The following is a 15,942-nucleotide window of genomic DNA, read 5'->3' as shown; positions in this document are numbered from 1 at the left end:
TCGTCGTCCGCGAACACCAGGTGCAGCGGCGCCCACGCGTTCAGGGCGTCGATCACCTCGTCGGGCGCGGCGTCGCCGGACAGCCACACGCCCGCCCACAGGGTCAGGGTCAGGCTCGGGGAACTCACCGGCACAGCATACGGCGGCACGTCACACCGGCACCTCGGCGTGGCAGCCGCAACGGCACCACACCGTGTCCTAACGTCGTCGGTCGTGAGCCCACGCGACATGTACGGCGGCGACATCTACGCCGGTCACACCCGCACCCGCAAGCCCACGGTCCCGGAACTGGCGGCCGAGAAGGATCTCGTCGTCGAGGACGCCGCCTCGGGCTGGTGCGGCGCCGTCGTGGGCTTCGAACGCACCTACGACGGGGACTTCGTGCGCCTCGAGGACGGGCAAGGTCGCACCCGCCTGTTCGCGATGCGCCCCGCCGCCTTCCTCGTCGACGGCAAGCCGGTCACGCTGGTGCGGCCGAAAGCCCGCCCGGCCGCGCAGAAACCGGAGCGGTCCGCGTCCGGGTCGACTCGCGTCGAGGGACTGAAGGCGCGGGTCGCGCGCGGTAGCCGCATCTGGGTCGAGGGCGTGCACGACGCCGCGCTCGTCGAACGGGTGTGGGGTCACGACCTGCGTGTCGAAGGGGTGGTCGTCGAACAACTCGAGGGCCTCGACAACCTCGCCGAGCGGCTCGCCGAGTTCGAACCGGGACCGGGCCGGCGGATCGGGGTGCTCGCCGACCACCTCGTCGCCGGGTCCAAGGAGGAACGGCTGACCGCGAACCTCGGCCCGTACGTCATGGTCACCGGCCACCCGTACATCGACGTGTGGGAAGCGGTGCGGCCCAAGACCCTGGGCATCGCGGCGTGGCCGAAGGTGCCGCGGGGGCAGGACTGGAAGACCGGGGTGTGCCGGGAGCTGGGCTGGGGCAGCCCGCAGGACGGCTGGCGCCGCGTCTACGGTGCGGTGTCGTCGTTCCGGGATCTCGAGGCGCCGCTGATCGGCGCCGTCGAACGGCTCGTGGACTTCGTGACCGAACCCGGGGAGAGCTGAGCCGCCCGACGCGCCGGTGCGCTCGTCGGGGTCCGCACCCGTCGGCGTCGAACCCGGTCAGCGACCGCCGGTCTCGGGTGCGGGTTCGGCCTCGCCCGTTCCGGGCAGCCCGGCCCCGACGCCACCGACATCGGTGATGGTCCAGTCCGACGCGCGGTCCATCGTCACCCGGTAGGTCGCGGTGGCCGCCACCCCGTCCGGGGTCTGCTTGCTCTTCGACACCATGTCGACGAACACCTGCACGACGAAGGTGTCGCCGTCGTTGCTCGCCACCTCGGCAGCGAGCAGACGAGCGGTCGAGGTGTACTCCATCTGGGTCAGCCACGGCGCGACGACGTTCACGGCCCCCTCGAGCTTCGGCACGAGTTGCTCGCTGACACCGTCGGTGAGCGCGGCCCGCCAGGCGTCGAGATCGCGGAAGTCGACCTCGGAGACGCTCAGCGCGTAGTCGGAGGCGACGGCCTCGGCCTCGGCCTCGGTGTCCAGCCGGCTCTGCAGGGCCTGCAGTTGCTCGGACGAGTCGTCGGTCGCCCACAGCACCCCGAAGGTCACCGCGGCGACGAGCGCGAGCACCGCGACGACCGCGACGGTGCGGATCGACGACCACCACGGGCCGCGCCCGGTCCCGGCCGTGGCCGTCGCGGTCGGTGCGGCCGCGGCCGGATCCTGTTCGGTGACATCGGTGTTCGAGGTCGGGCCGGAGTTCGACATGACGCTGTCTTCCTTCTTCATCGGGGCACGCTCACGGTGAACCGGACGCTGTCGCCCGGCATGGTCGCGATGGCCTGTTCGAGCAGGGTACCGAGGTCCATCCGCCCCACCACGGAACCGGTGGCCTGGGTGACGGGCCGGAGCGCGACCCCGATCGCACCGAGTTCGGGTGCGAACCTCCGGAGGAAATCGGCGAGTTCGATCTCCTCCTCGCGCCACGAGCCGAGGATCTCCTCGCCCTTCAGCACCGAGGATCCTTCGAACAGATACTCGTACGAGATACCGAGGGTCTCACCGAACTGATCCAGCATGGGAGGAGCGGAGACCATCGCCGGTCGCACCCACTCCACATCGCCCATCATCCACATCAGGTCGCTCAGAACGGTTTCCAGCGATCCCTCGTGCCGGGTCAGGGTGGACAGCAACAACTCGGCACCGCGACCCGCCGCGGGCATCGTCTCCTCGAGTCCTTCCACCGACTCGGTGAACGTGGCCACGAGTTCGTTCAGCGACTCCGCATCGGTCTGCTCGAGCAGTTCCGAGGTCGTCGCGAGGAGATCGGGCACCGAGGTCGGGAGTTCGACGACCTCGGTCAGGTGCGCACCGTCCTCGAGATAGGGACCCTCGGCCGACGCCGGGACGAACGAGAACACCGGTTCGCCCAGCGACGACAGGTTCTCGACACGCATGGTGCTGTCCACGGGGATACGGTGCTCGGCCTCGTAGGAGAGGTTCATGCGCACGAACCCGTCGAGGTTCTCCAGGCCGTCGACGCGCCCGATGTTCACCCCGCGGTAGACCACCGACGATCCGGTGCGCAGACCCGCCGCGTCGCGCATGTCCACCACCGCGTGCAGGCGGCGCTGCGTCGGATCCATCTGCAGCACGCCGACCACGAGATACCAGGTGCCCAGAATCATCACCACGACCAGGGCGAGCGCGGACATCCACGCGGGAATACGGGTCACGGCAGAGCTCCGATCATGCGCAGGAGAACCAATCCGTCGGCCGCCGGGCCCCCCTCGTCGCCGGCGATCGTCACCTGACGGATGTCGATGCCGGGCTCGAGCAGGAAGGGGACCAGCTTCTCGTCGACGAGCTCGACCAGCTCGGCCGCGTTGCCCCGCAGCTCACCGGCAGTCGGCGACGGTTCGCGCAGCAACGGGGTGAGCAGTTCGAGATTGTCGTTGATGTGCGGGAGGCGGGGGATCAGCCACTCCAGGCCCGTGACCATCGTGTTGACGTCGATGACGATGTTGAGCACGGCTTCCATGAAGTAGGGCACCCGATCCAGGCGGCGCCGGGCGGTATCGGAGAACAGGAATCCCACCTCGTCGCGTGCGGCGTCGAGACGCTGGGACAGCTCGTCCGTCGCGACGACGATGCGATCGATCTGGTCGATGTTCGCGGCCGCGTCGCTCAGATCGGTGGAGATCGTCGCGGACAGCTCGCGGGTCTCCGCGGGGTCCTCGGGCAGCACCTCGTTCAGGCGCGCAATCGAATCCTGCAGCCGGGTGAGGCTGCCGCCGTTGACGAACATCGCGATCCGCTCGAGCATGTCCTCGATCTGCGGACCCGGATCCGTGTCGCTCAGCGGGATGGTGTCACCGTCCCGCAACGGAGCGCCGCTCCCGTCCTCCGGCGGCAGCAACGCGATGTAGATGTCGCCGAGCACGGTGTTCTGCCGCAGTTCGGCGCGCGTTCCCTCCGGCACGACCACCGACTCGCGCACGTCGATCCGCGCGACCGCGCTGTGCGCCTCGAGGTCGATCGCCCGCAGGGTGCCCACGGAGATGCCTTCGCTGCGGACGTCGGCTCCGGTCGGGAGGCTGAGCAGCGATTCGAACTCGAGATTCAGCCGGTAGGTCGGTCCCCGGACCCCGGAGCCGGGCAGGGCGTGGTCGCTGGGGTCGAAGCTGCAGCCGCACAAGGCAACCACGGCGGCGAGGACCACCCCGGCCAGACGGCGCGAGCGGGTGAACGAACGGGTCACGGTGTTGCTCCGATCGTCGACAGGACCAGCTGCGGCAGCGGCACCGACACCGAGCGGGAGGACACCACGGAGCAGCTGTCCGGGGCGACCTGCTCGAGGGCCGCGCAGGTCAGCGCCGCGTCGGGGGCCGGCACCTCGGCGCGGGCCGGATCGAGCTCGACGGACACCGACCCGGGCCGGGTCTGCACCATCGTCTCGAGCATCGTCACGGTGCCGGGGATCGTCGCGAGCAGCTCGCTGGAGTTCTCGGCCCCGGTGCGCAGCATCGTCAGCGTGGGCAGCGTGGAGTTCAGGGCGTTCATCAGGGAGGGGAAGTGCTCGTTGAACAGCCGGTCGAGTGGACCGACGGCCAGCGACAGCTTCTCGACCAGAATCTTCGCCACGACGAGCATCTGCTCGATACCGGCCAGACCGGGAGCGAACGTCTGGATGGTGGACTTGACGTTCTCCCAGTCGTCGGTGAGCAGGGTGGTCATCTCGGCGGAGTTGTCGAGGATCTGCCCGAGCTGGTCCATGAAGTTGTCCGGGGACGACAGCAGTTCCGCGAGGTCGCGCAGTTCGCGGTTCAGCGTCGGCCCGAGACCCTCGAATTCGCGTCCGGCATCCTTCAGGGCCGATTCGAGCGGCGCCGTTCCGTCGGGGCCACGCTCGGTCATCTGCCGGACGAGCTCCGAGAACGATCCGAGCGCCTCCGACACGCTGACCGGGGTGCGGGTGCGGGCGGTGTCGATGCACATCTCCGAGGTGAGGGCCGGGCCGGGGCGGGGATCGGCATCGACGAGTTCGACGCGGCGATCGGTGAGGATCGACGCGTTGGTGATGACCGCGCCCGTCTCGGCGGGCAGCTCCCGGTCGCCGACGGTCATGTCGACGCGCACGCGCGCACCGTCGGGTTCGATCCCGTCCACGGTCCCGACGGAGATCCCCCGGATGGTGACGGGAGAACCGGGATACAGACCGTAGGAGTCCTCGAACCAGGCGCAGATCGAGGAGGTGTCGTCACGGGAGGTCGCGGCGAACGCGGTCGCGCCGGCCACGGCCAGCGCCACCACCGTCACCGCCGGAACGAGGCGTCGTGAATTCACAGTCGGTGTTCGCATGTCAGCACCGTGTTCCCGGCATCGGGAGACAGACATCGGGTCGCTGGACCGTCAGTCCGCTCTGGTCGACAAGAGCCTGGCCTTCCGGCCCGGCGGCGGCCGCGAGTCCTGTGAGCGTCTCCCGCAGGGAGTTCGTCATGGACTCCACGGACGCCTGCAGTTCCGCGCCGCGCTCGCCGGCCTCCACGAGGTGGGGGATGATCGGTTCGACCTTCTCCTGGTAGGGGCCGCTGAGGAAGTCGAACAGCAGCCCGGCGAGTCCGGAGAGTCCGTCGGCGAAGATCTTCACGTCCTGGTGGGCTTCGACGATCTTCGGCCCGAGGATGGCGTAGCCCCGGATGATCTCGAGTGCGAGTTCCTTGTTGTCGTTGGCGGTGCGGAGGTACTCGTTGGACAGTTCGAGCAGACTCTCGATCTGGTCCTTCTGGTTCGACACGACGTCCATGACCGCTTCGAGATCGGTGACCGTGATGCGCACCGCATCCGGGGATTCGCCGAGCAGCGCGGCGGTCTTGTCCAGGGCCGAGCGCAACGCTCCGGTGTCGAGTTCCTCCACCACCGCGGTGGCCTCCTCGAACATGTCGTTCACCAGGAACGGCAGGGCCGCGCGATTCTGCGGGATGGGCTCGGTCAGCGGCTGCCTGCCCGCCGGGTGCACCGCGAGGTACAGACCGCCGATCGGCGTGAGCATCCGCACCGACACCGAGGTCTGGTCCCCGACGAAATGCTCGGAGTCGACGGTGAACTCGACGTCGACGTGGTCGTCGGCCAGGGTCAACCCGGTGACCGAGCCGACCGGGACACCCGCGATGCGCACGTCGTCGCCGGCGGCGAGTCCCGCGGACTCCGCCAGTTCCAGCCGGTAGGTCGAGGCCCCGATCGGACGCAGATAGAGCGCGAGCACGACGCCGGCGATCATAGCGAAGACGAGCAGGCCCGACAGCGCCCACCACATCTGGGTCCGGGGATCGGCGTCCTCGGATCCGAAATCGAGTCGTCCGAACATGCGGGTGCGCATCAGGCACCTCCGTTGCAGATGGTCAGGGGACGGCCCTCGAGCAGCACGTCGGCTTCGATCGGCAACTGCACCGCACCGTTGCTGCACTGCCGGGCCGCATCGACGCGCGGGACGAGGGAGTTGATCCCCTCGAAGATCCCGGGCAGCACCGACAGGGTGCTGATGGCCGTCGACGGATCCGGGATCACCTCGTCCACCCGGAGGATGAAGTCGTCGTTGCGCGCGAGGAAGTCCTCCTGGCCGGGGTAGGCGCCGAGACCGAGCTGGGCGAGCAGGTTCACGGTGCGGTCGACCTCCGACATCTCGAGGGCACCGAGCTTGGTCAGGGACAGGAACTCGGTCATGCGTGTCACCAGCGGGGTGAAGATCGAGTGGAAGACCTCGAGGATGTTCTCGAGGTTTTCGGACCGGCCTTCGAGTTGCTCGTCGAGGGCGGTGAAGTTGTCGAGGAGGGTGCTCATCAGGGCGCTGCGGTCTTCGGCGTAGGTGGCGAGTTCGGCGATGTCGCGCATGACCGGGGTCGGGCTGGATTCGCTGCCCTCGATCAGCGCGGCGACGTTGGTGGCCAGCCGGTTGTAGACGGCCGGATCCGCTTCGCGGAGAAGCGGTTTGAGGCCGTCGAAGACGGTGGTGATGTCGAACGAGTCGACGGTGTTCACCACCAGGCCGGCCGGGTCGAGTTCCTGGCCGCCCTCCTCGCTGCGATCGAGTTCGAGATAGCGCTGGCCCGTGAGGTTCTGGAACTTGACGAGGAGCCGGTCCGAGTCGCGCAGGCGGTACTCGTCGAGCACCGTGAAGTCGACGAGGGCGTGGTTGCCCTCCGACACCGAGATGTCGGTGACCTTGCCGATCTGCACGCCGCGCAGGCGCACATCGGCGTTCTCCTTCAGGCCGAACACGTCACCGAACTGAGCCTTGTAGGCGATGGTCGAGCCACCGACGGGGCGTTCGATCGCCTGCACGATCAGCACGACGATCAGGGCGACGACGGTCGCGAGCAGCGCCAGCCGGACCGCTGCCTGGCGGGGAGTTCTCATCGGGCACCCCCGGTGTTCTCGAGCGGAACGCGGAAGGCGGGGAAGGTGTCGACGAGCACGTCCACCCCCAGGACCACCCGGTCGCCCTGCTGGTGCAGGGCACCGTCGGCGCCGTCCACGAGCCTGGTGACCTGGTCGGGGGAGACGGTGCGCAGGCTCTGGTTCATCGGGATCAGAATGTCGAGCAGCATGTCCACGGCATCCGAGGTCGGTCCGAGGGCGCCGACGATCTCACCGGACAGCGCGAGCACGAGATGCGAGACCTCGGTGATCGTCTCGCTCGCCTGCTGTGTGCGGAAGTCGTCCTCGAGTTCCTCGACGGACGCGATCGCCGACAGGGTGTTCAGGGCCGACGGGGTGAACACGGCGACCCCCTCGGAGACATCGGCGAACTTCGGCAGCAGCTCGCTCAGCGGCTCGTTCTGGGTGCGGGCGATGTTGCGCATCACGAGCAGCGACGAGGCGAGCAGCGGCGCCATCTGCTGGGTCAGCTCGGCCGCGCTGTCGATCGAGTCCGACAACTGCGGCGTCACCACGTCGAGCAGGAGCCGGCCGGAGTCACGCAGCACCGTGGTGACGGTGTAGTCCCCGACGTCGCCGAGGGCGAGGGTGCTGCCCGGTCGGATCGGCTCTCCGCCCGGCATCGGGATGAGTTCGAGTGCGGTGGAACCGAAGATGTTCGACGAGACGAACCGGGTGTGCATCGTCGTGGACAGTTCGTCGACGTGGTTCTCGTCCACGCTGAGCGTGACGATCTGGTTCTGCGGCCCCTGGGGCTCGACGTCGATCACCGAGCCGATCGACATGCCCCGCAGGCGAACCGCGGTGTCGGTGGAGACGCCGTCTCCGAGATTCGATGCGGTGACCGCGAATTCGATCTCACCGGATCGATCGGGTTGCGTCGCGCACCAGGCCGCGGTGACGACGAGCGCGGCGGCGACGATCACCGCGAGCCCGCGGATCCGCAGGCCGCGGCGACCGGGCCCGAAGGCGGAATACTGTGCTGTGCTCACTTACTCCCTCACCCCGAGAAACTGATCGTCGCGTCGAGGCCCCACATCACGAGCGTGAGCACCATGTCGGTGGTCACGATCAGGACGAGGCTCGCGCGGATGGCGCGCCCGGAAGCGATCCCGACCCCCTCGGGACCGCCGGTCGCGTGGTAGCCCTGGTACGCGTGCACGAGCGTCACCACCAGGACGAACACCACCACCTTGATCAGCGAGTAGATCAGGTCGACCGGCTCGGTGAACATGTGGAAGTAGTGGTCGTAGGCGCCCGCACCCTGCCCTTGCACCACGGTGACGGTCACGCCGGTGGCGGCGAACCCGAGGGCGAGCGCGATCAGGTAGGACGGGACGACGGCACCCACCGCGGCGATGAGCCGGGTGGACACGACGTACGGAACGGAGTCGATGGCCTGGGCCTCGAGCGCGTCGATCTCCTCGGAGATCCGCATCGCGCCGACCTCGGCGGTGATCCGGCAACCGGCCTGCGCGGCGAAACCGATCGCGGCGATCAGCGGCGCGAGTTCGCGCGGGTTGGCCAGGGCCGACATCGCGCCGGTCAGCGGTCCCATCCCGAGCATGTCCAGCGCCGAGAAGCCGACGAGACCGACCATCGCTCCCGCGACGATGCCGAGGATGGCCAGGACCGGGGCGACGCCACCGCCGACGATGACGGCGCGGCCGTTACCCCAGGTCAGATCGGTGAAGATCGCGACGGTCTGGCGCCGGTTGCGGCGCAGGGCGTGTCCGATCCCGCGGAACGAGACGACGACGAAGTGCAGGTACTGCCCGAGGGCTTCGATCGGGTCCCAGGCCCGGCGCGCGTGACGCGTCCACCGCAGGCCGCGGGGCAGATAGGGGGATGGTGTCGCGACCGGGGTCTGCTGTGCGGCGCTCATCAGAGGAACCTCATCGGAACGAACATCAGGACCACCTGTGTGATGAAGAGGTTGACGACCATGCAGGCGATGATGCTGAGCACCACGGCCGCGTTGACGCTGTCGGCCACGCCCTTCGGGCCGCCCTTGGCCTCGAGCCCGCGTTGGCTCGAGATGACGGCCACCACGTAACCGAAGACCGCGGCCTTGAGCAGGCACACGATCAGGTCGGTGGTCGAGGCGAAGCTGCCGAAGGACAACCAGTACGAGCCCGGGGCCACCCCCTGACCGAGGGAGGCGACCGCGAAGCTCGCGAGGATGCTCATCAGGATGATCAGCACCGACAGCATGGGGGCGACGACGATCATCGCCAGGATGCGGGGGGAGACCAGCCGGCGTTGCGGGTCGATACCCAGGGTGCGCAGCGCGTCGATCTCCTCCCGGATGGTGCGGGAGGCCAGGTCCGCGGAGATCGCCGACCCGCCCGCCCCACCGATGAGCAGGGCCGCGGCCAGTGGCGCGATCTGCTGCATGACGCCCATGCCGCCGACCGCGCCGGCCATCGAGTTGGCGCCGACGTTGTCGGTCATGCTGCCGACCTGCACGGCGATGACCACGCCGAGCGGCAGGGCGACCAGGATCGCGGGCACGGCCGACACCGAGATGAAGAACCAGCCCTGAACGATCGCCTCCCGCAACGGGAAGCGGCCGGTGGCGATGTCGACGATCAGGTATGCGGTGGAGCGGAAGGCCAACCGGAGCGTGCGCCCGAAGGTGCGTGTCGCCTCGGCGCCGCGTGCGGCGACTGCCCCGCCGAACGGCCGGTCCCCCGGCACGGCATCGTCCACGGTTCGTGAAGTCACGTTGATCCCCCCTGAGAAAACTGATGGTGAAGAACCGAGCGCGCAGCGTGCGGGTCCGGCGGGACCGCGTCGACGACCGCAGCGTCGCTACCGCGTCCGGGACGAACCCGGGGACGCGTTCGATGAACGGTGGAACCGGGTGTCAGACCTCCAGGGCGGCGCGGGCTTCGGGGATCATCCGCACACGTGCGGGGAGTACGCGGCCGGCGGCGCGCACGATCGCGATCAGCGCCCGGAACTCTCGTTCACGGGCCGGGCTCCACGGCACGTCCCAGATCTGCCGGACGTACTCGGGGAAGGCGCCGAACATCAAGGTCTCGACCGGCCGGCTCGTCAGCTTCTCCAGCAGCGCCGGCAGCGGGCGGGGGAGGGCCGCGAGTTTCGGTTCGAGAGTCGCGATCACATCCTGCTCGTCGACGAGCTGCTGCATCCGCCGGGTGCCGGGCGACATGGCGAGTTTCTGCACGACCCCCTGCTCGACGTATGTGCGCAGCCCTGCGACATCGGCAGGCATGTCCTGCTCGCGCACCCCGAAGAGCAGGCCGAGGCGGCGGCTCTCCCGGTAGAACGCTTCCACCGCCGCGTCGGGTTGCGGACCGAAGCAGATGGTGATCGCGTAGATCAGGGACTCGATCGTGGTGAGGTGCACCCACGTCCACACGTCGCGGTTCCACGCGTGGTATTTGCGTCCCTCGTAGTCGAGTCCGGTGATGGGCCGGTGCATTTCGCGCAGCTCGCGTGCGGATTCGGCCACGTTGTCGCCGAAATAGATCCGGTAGGTGTAGGCCAGGGTGTTCTCCGCGCGCACCGACGGCTGGTTGAACGACTTCGAATGTTGCTCGAGCGCAACCATGACGGTGGGATGTGTGCCCTGCAGTGACAGCGCCCGGAACAGGAACAGCGGCCAGATCCGCCGATCCGCCAGCAGGCGCACGAAGGTGCGGTCGGCGACGGGAACATCCTCCTCGATGTCCACGGAAACACGTTGTGCCGGAGTGGTTTCCATCGCGATACTCCTCGGGTTCAGTGAGCGGGCGGCCCGGGGCCGGGGTCAGCTGTCGGCGGGGGGTGTGGACGGCACGATGAGGAACGACAGCATCGTCCTGGCGATGCGCCGTACGCCGTCGTCGGACGCCGTGGCGGGTCCGAGTTCGGGAGCCAGCCAGACGCTCGCGAAGAAGCGGGAGATGATCTCCGCGGCGGTCTCGGTGTCGAACTCGATCCCGGTCTCCCGCGCCGTGGATTCGAGCTCCTCACGGACGGAGGTGAGCAGCATGGTGGTGATCTGCGGGTCGTGCAGGAGCGGGAGCGCAACGCCGTCGTCGACGAAGCGCCGGGCCACCGGATGGTTCCGGACGGTGCGCACGGCTTCGACGAGCCATTCGACCGACCTCTCGAGGGGGTCCTCGATCGAGTCGATCGCGGCGTGGAACTCGGTGACGAGACGATCGAGTTCCCAGGCGAACGCGCGGGAGAGCAGCTCTTCCTTGGTGTCGAAGCGGCGGAACACGGTCGCGCGTCCCACGCCGGCTTCGGTCGCCACGTCGGTCACGGTGGTCCGTTCCAGGCCGTGACGACTCAGGCACCGCATGGTCGCCGCGAGGATGGCGGCGTCGGTGGGGTCGAGGTCGGTGCTGTGGCCGACGAGTGCTCCGACCAGGAGCGAGCGGACCGGGGTGATACCCATAGTTCGGGAACGGTATCACCGATCTCACCGGGTGCAAATAACAAGTTCTAGCTAACCGAACTTATGTTTGTGCAGGCCTCTTTGCGCTCTGTCCTGAAACAGAGTTCATTTCCCAGGGCAGCGTTCATCTCGTTCGAGATGTCGGCGCGGTGTCGGTGTGGTGGTGCCGGAGCGGATCTCCGGCGTCGGTCAGTCCTCGGTGCCGGTGGCGGCGTAGTGGCTGTCGGGAAGGACGAGCATGCGCGCGAAGCTGATCGCGCGGGGGGTCGTCTCGAAGACGTGTCGTTCCTGGCCGTCGCTGGTGGTGAACACGCCGACGGCTTCGAGTGGGCGCACGTGTTCGGGCTTGGTTCCGGAGATCAACACGGTGATGTGCCGGTGTTCGAGTTTGGTGACGGCGTCCTTGAGGACGATGGCGCCGGTGGCGTCGAGGGCGGTCACCCGCGACATGCGCAGGATCACCACCTTCACGTCCGCGACCTCGGCGAGTTCGAGGAGGAATCGGTGCGCCGCGGCGAAGAACAACGCGCCCTCGATACGGTAGGCGACAATGTGCTCGCGCAGGAGTTCGTGCTCTTCGTCCAGGTGATCGCCCTGTTCGAGCGGGACCTGCTCGATCCGCGCCGACCTGGCGACCGCCCTCAGCGCGAGGAGTGCGGCGAATCCGACACCGACGGCGACCGCGGTGACCAAGTCGAAGACGACGGTGACGAGGAACGTCGCGATCATCACGACGGTGTCGGCCCGGCCGGCACGGGCGATGGCGAGGACGGAGGCCGTTTCGACCATCCGGACGGTGGTGGCCAGGAGCACCCCGGCGAGGGCGGCGAGGGGGATCTCGGCGACGAGACCGGCGGCCAGGTACACGATCGCGGCGAGGATGAGCGCGTGCGTCAGGGCCGCGAGCCGGGTCCGGGCGCCGGAGCGGACGTTGACCGCGGTCCGGGCGATCGCGCCGGTCGCCGGGACGCCGCCGAACAGCGGTGCGGCGATGTTCGCCAGGCCCTGCCCGAACAGTTCCCGGTCGGGATCGTGGCGCGTGCCGACGGCCATCGAATCCGCGGCGGTCGCCGAGAGGAGCGACTCGAGCGCCGCCAAGGCGGCGACGGCGAGGGCGGGTGCGATCAGCGAGGGGAGATTCTCCAGGTCCAGGAAGCCCAGGGTCGGTGCGGAAAACCCGGACGGAATGGCGCCGATCCGGGCGATGTCCCAGCCGAACAGTTGCGCGACGACGGTCGCGGCGGCGACCGCGACGAGGGAGAACGGGATCCTCGGGAAGAAGCGTCCGCCGATGAGAATCGCCACGGCGACCACCAGCGCGAGCGACGGTGTCAGGATCGACGGGTTCGCGACGAACTTGTGAACGGCATCGAACGCGGACTGCCACACCTTCTCGCCCTCGGCGCCGGAGATGCCCAGGGCGGCCGGGACCTGCTGGAGAGCGATGACGACGGCGATGCCGGCGGTGAACCCCTCGATCACGGGGGCCGGCATGTAGCGGACGGCTCGGCCGATGCCCGCGAATGCCAGCGCGACCAGGACCACACCCGCGATCAGCCCGACCGCGAGCACACCCGTCGGGCCGTACTGGGCCACGATCGGCACCAGAACCACGGTCATCGCGCCGGTGGGGCCCGACACCTGGAAGCGGGAACCGCCGAACACGGCCGCGACGGCTCCGGCGATGACCGCTGTCGTCAGGCCTGCGGCGGCACCGAGGCCGGAGCTGACACCGAATCCCAGCGCCAGCGGCAGTGCCACCAGCGCGACGATCAGGCCGGAGAGCAGATCGGCGCCGGGAGCCCGGAACGCGGGTTTCCACTCGCTCCATCGGGGCAGGAGCGCGGCGACCGACCGACCCACGCCGGAGACACGGTTACCGGTAGCGCCGGTCGTGTTCGCGGGCTCGTTCGGGTTTCCCAGTACAGACATGTGCAGCTTCCTCAGTGTGCCGAGAGCCTTTCCAGCGATGGAAAGTTGGGCGATGCGTGGTGCGCGGTTCGGTCGACTGTGGTGGACAGGTGTTGCGGATCGTCTCCCCCCGGCCGGGCCTGCGGAGGGGACACAGGCCCGGCCGGGGAGACGTGGCCCCGGCAGGGAGGAGGCGATCCCTCTCCTCCGTGCCGGGGCCCGGGGGAAGGCACGGAACGCGGGCAGATCGACGTGATGCGTTCCGTGCCTGGGTCATGGGCCCAGCGCTGCGACGGTCAGGCTTCGCGGCGGTGCTTGCGTTCCCGGGCACGACGGAAGTCGGCTCTCGTGCACATCCGTGCTGCCGGCGGATCCGTGCGCGTCGTGGTCCTTGTCGGTCACCCTCATCGTCCGTTCATGCAAGGTATGTATTTAGGAATCCTGCAAGGTATGAAGTTTAGAAAATCTGCAATCAGTGGGTGCGGGCTGCGCCGCGTCGATGCTCGGTGGGTCAGCTCGTCGAGTGGCCCACCAGTGCCGCGGACTCCGGTTGGTCCTCGAGCAGCTCGGCCTGTCCCGCGACGACGCCCGTGAGGATCCCCCTGGCGATCTTCAACAGATCCGCGACCTGTGGCGAGGTCAAGGTGTAGGACACCGACAGGCCCTCCCTCCTGGCCGTCACCAGTCCGGCGCGACGCAGGATCGACAGCTGCTGGGACAGGTTCGCCGGTTCGATCCCGACCTCGGGCAGCATCTCCGAGACGGCATGATCACGCTCGCTCAGCAGTTCGAGCACCCTGATCCGCGCCGGGTGCCCCAGTGTCTTGAAGAAGTCCGCCTTCATCTGATACAGCGGTTGGCGCGAGTTCGTGGCCATGGCGCCTCCTGTGTTCTCCGTCGGCCGGTCGCTTCCGGTCGAGGCGTTCTCGTCCTCGTCGCGGGAACGCATTCGTGCACCCTCGCGCTGGCGGAATCATGCCATGCGGAAGCGCTGGTTGCGAATCTTAGCAATTTGCCAATTCGGTGTTGCGCCCGATCGCGCCCGCGGCTTCCTCGGCCGCTCTGCCTGGGCGTCTGCCCCGATGTCCGATTTGTGGTTCGATGGTGACGTGACGGCATTGATCTGGCTGATCGCGGGTGTGGCTCTCGCCGCAGCCGAAGCGCTGACCGGAGACTTCGTGCTGCTCATGCTCGGCGGGGCCGCCCTCCTGACCGCGGGCGTCTCGGCTGCGACGGACTTTCCCGTGTGGGCCGATGCCGTGGTGTTCGCGCTGTCCTCGCTGGTGCTGTTGCTCGGGGTGCGACCGGCGCTGCGCCGGCGCTATTCGGCTCCGCCCGCGCTGACCACGGGTGTCGACGCCCTGCCGGGCAAACATGCCCTCGTTCTCGAGCAGGTCGACGAGCATTCGGGGCGGGTGAAGATCGACGGTGAGGTCTGGACGGCGCGTCCGCTCGACGAAACCGCGGTGTACGAACCGGGAACGACTGTGACGGTGATGCAGATCGACGGCGCAACGGCCGTCGTATGGAGGGGTGTCTGACGATGGAAGCGTTGATCGTGCTCGCCGTCCTGGTGGCACTCGTGGTGCTGGTCGTGGTCAAGTCGGTGGCGCTGGTGCCGCAGGCCGAGGCCGCGGTGATCGAACGGCTGGGTCGCTACTACCGGACCGCGTCGGGACAGCTCACCTTCCTGGTGCCGTTCGTCGACCGCATCCGCGCAAAGGTCGACCTGCGCGAGCGGGTCGTCTCGTTCCCGCCGCAGCCGGTGATCACCCAGGACAACCTGACGCTGAGCATCGACACCGTCGTGTACTTCCAGGTCACCAACCCGCAGGCCGCGGTCTACGAGATCAGCAACTACATCGCCGCGGTCGAGCAGTTGACGGTGACGACGCTGCGCAACGTCGTCGGCGGGATGACCCTCGAGGAGACCCTGACTTCGCGCGACTCCATCAACGGTCAGCTGCGGGGCGTGCTCGACGAGGCGACCGGCCGATGGGGGCTGCGGGTCGCCCGCGTCGAACTGAAGAGCATCGATCCGCCGCCGTCGATCCAGGAATCGATGGAGAAGCAGATGAAGGCCGATCGCGAGAAGCGCGCGATGATCCTCACCGCCGAGGGTCACCGCGAAGCCGCGATCAAGACCGCCGAGGGCGACAAGCAGTCGCGGATCCTGTCGGCCGAGGGCTCCAAGCAGGCCGCGATTCTCGAGGCCGAGGCCGACCGCCAGTCCCGGATCCTGCGGGCCCAGGGCGATCGGGCCGCGAAGTATCTCGAATCGCAGGGTCAGGCGAAGGCGATCGAGAAGGTGTTCGCGGCGATCAAGTCCGGGAAGCCGACCCCCGAACTGCTCGCGTACCAGTACCTGCAGACGCTGCCGCAGATGGCGCAGGGCGATGCGAACAAGGTGTGGCTGGTGCCCAGTGACTTCGGTGAGGCGCTCAAGGGATTCGCGAAGACCCTCGGTGCGCCCGGCGACGACGGGGTCTTCCGTTTCGAGCCGTCGCCCGTCGAGGAGGAACTGCCCCGGCCGGAGGACGACACCGCCGAGGTCGCCGACTGGTTCACCACCGCCCGCGACCCGGAGGTCGCGCAGGCGGTCGCCGAGGCCGAGGCCGTCGCGCGCAAGCCCGTCGACCCGGCGGTGCGCACGAGCGGGGAGCCGGCCGGGGGACCGGACTTCGGTG

At 68.6% G+C, this 15,942-nt stretch carries 16 protein-coding genes; 3 read left to right on the top strand and 13 right to left on the bottom strand.

Translation table 11 applies throughout. The features are described 5' to 3' along the window. The first annotated feature begins 228 nt into the window (after window positions 1–228). Window positions 229–1,050, top strand: coding sequence for a DUF3097 domain-containing protein (locus tag ACN675_RS22680; protein WP_420752985.1), 822 nt, complete (start codon window positions 229–231; stop codon window positions 1,048–1,050). Between the two features lie 57 nt (window positions 1,051–1,107). Here the strand turns inward: ACN675_RS22680 and ACN675_RS22675 are convergent, their stop codons facing one another. From ACN675_RS22675 to ACN675_RS22615, 13 genes are all read right to left on the bottom strand, one after another. Beyond that, the gene (locus tag ACN675_RS22675) at window positions 1,108–1,782 is read right to left on the bottom strand and encodes a hypothetical protein (RefSeq protein WP_420752983.1); all 675 of its coding nucleotides are present in this window, start codon (window positions 1,780–1,782) and stop codon (window positions 1,108–1,110) included. After that, window positions 1,779–2,729, bottom strand: a complete 951-nt coding sequence (locus tag ACN675_RS22670) for an MlaD family protein (protein ID WP_420752982.1) — start codon at window positions 2,727–2,729, stop codon at window positions 1,779–1,781. Before ACN675_RS22670 ends, ACN675_RS22675 begins: the two co-directional genes overlap by 4 nt. After that, window positions 2,726–3,754, bottom strand: a complete 1,029-nt coding sequence (locus tag ACN675_RS22665) for an MlaD family protein (RefSeq protein ID WP_420752981.1) — start codon at window positions 3,752–3,754, stop codon at window positions 2,726–2,728. Before ACN675_RS22665 ends, ACN675_RS22670 begins: the two co-directional genes overlap by 4 nt. After that, window positions 3,751–4,854 (bottom strand): MCE family protein, encoded by a 1,104-nt coding sequence (locus ACN675_RS22660; protein ID WP_420752980.1) that lies wholly within the window; start codon window positions 4,852–4,854, stop codon window positions 3,751–3,753. Before ACN675_RS22660 ends, ACN675_RS22665 begins: the two co-directional genes overlap by 4 nt. 1 nt (window position 4,855) lies before the next feature. Beyond that, window positions 4,856–5,872: an MlaD family protein gene (locus ACN675_RS22655; protein WP_420752979.1), complete on the bottom strand. Its 1,017-nt coding sequence runs from the start codon at window positions 5,870–5,872 to the stop codon at window positions 4,856–4,858. Beyond that, window positions 5,872–6,909: an MlaD family protein gene (locus ACN675_RS22650; protein WP_420752978.1), complete on the bottom strand. Its 1,038-nt coding sequence runs from the start codon at window positions 6,907–6,909 to the stop codon at window positions 5,872–5,874. The genes ACN675_RS22655 and ACN675_RS22650 overlap by 1 nt, the downstream gene beginning before the upstream one ends. Beyond that, window positions 6,906–7,922 (bottom strand): MlaD family protein, encoded by a 1,017-nt coding sequence (locus ACN675_RS22645; protein ID WP_420752977.1) that lies wholly within the window; start codon window positions 7,920–7,922, stop codon window positions 6,906–6,908. Before ACN675_RS22645 ends, ACN675_RS22650 begins: the two co-directional genes overlap by 4 nt. An 8-nt stretch (window positions 7,923–7,930) precedes the next feature. After that, entirely contained in the window at window positions 7,931–8,815 is an 885-nt protein-coding gene (locus tag ACN675_RS22640; protein WP_420752976.1) for an MlaE family ABC transporter permease, read from the bottom strand. Continuing rightward, window positions 8,815–9,630 carry an MlaE family ABC transporter permease gene (locus ACN675_RS22635; RefSeq protein ID WP_420752984.1) on the bottom strand — a complete coding sequence of 272 codons (816 nt, stop codon included), beginning with the start codon at window positions 9,628–9,630 and terminating at the stop codon, window positions 8,815–8,817. The genes ACN675_RS22640 and ACN675_RS22635 overlap by 1 nt, the downstream gene beginning before the upstream one ends. A gap of 169 nt (window positions 9,631–9,799) precedes the next feature. After that, a complete protein-coding gene (locus tag ACN675_RS22630) occupies window positions 9,800–10,663 on the bottom strand; it encodes an oxygenase MpaB family protein (RefSeq protein ID WP_420752975.1) in 864 nt (287 codons plus the stop codon). A 45-nt stretch (window positions 10,664–10,708) separates the two neighbouring features. After that, a complete protein-coding gene (locus tag ACN675_RS22625; RefSeq protein ID WP_420752974.1) occupies window positions 10,709–11,344 on the bottom strand; it encodes a TetR/AcrR family transcriptional regulator in 636 nt (211 codons plus the stop codon). 189 nt (window positions 11,345–11,533) lie between these two features. Beyond that, entirely contained in the window at window positions 11,534–13,276 is a 1,743-nt protein-coding gene (locus ACN675_RS22620) for a SulP family inorganic anion transporter (protein ID WP_420752973.1), read from the bottom strand. A gap of 490 nt (window positions 13,277–13,766) precedes the next feature. Then, a complete protein-coding gene (locus tag ACN675_RS22615) occupies window positions 13,767–14,132 on the bottom strand; it encodes an ArsR/SmtB family transcription factor (protein WP_420752972.1) in 366 nt (121 codons plus the stop codon). A 232-nt stretch (window positions 14,133–14,364) separates the two neighbouring features. Here ACN675_RS22615 and ACN675_RS22610 point away from each other — a divergent pair, with 232 nt between their 5' ends. Both ACN675_RS22610 and ACN675_RS22605 read left to right on the top strand, forming a co-directional pair. Further along, window positions 14,365–14,796, top strand: coding sequence for an NfeD family protein (locus ACN675_RS22610; RefSeq protein ID WP_420752971.1), 432 nt, complete (start codon window positions 14,365–14,367; stop codon window positions 14,794–14,796). Between the two features lie 2 nt (window positions 14,797–14,798). Then, the coding region (locus ACN675_RS22605; protein WP_420752970.1) for an SPFH domain-containing protein at window positions 14,799–15,942 on the top strand (1,144 nt) is incomplete at its 3' end.

Origin of the sequence: Rhodococcus sp. O3 (assembly GCF_048897285.1) — a bacterium.
Taxonomy (GTDB): Bacteria; Actinomycetota; Actinomycetes; order Mycobacteriales; family Mycobacteriaceae; genus Rhodococcus.
The sequence above is the reverse complement of the archived record's forward strand: the minus strand, read 5'-3'. Positions and strand labels throughout refer to the sequence as shown.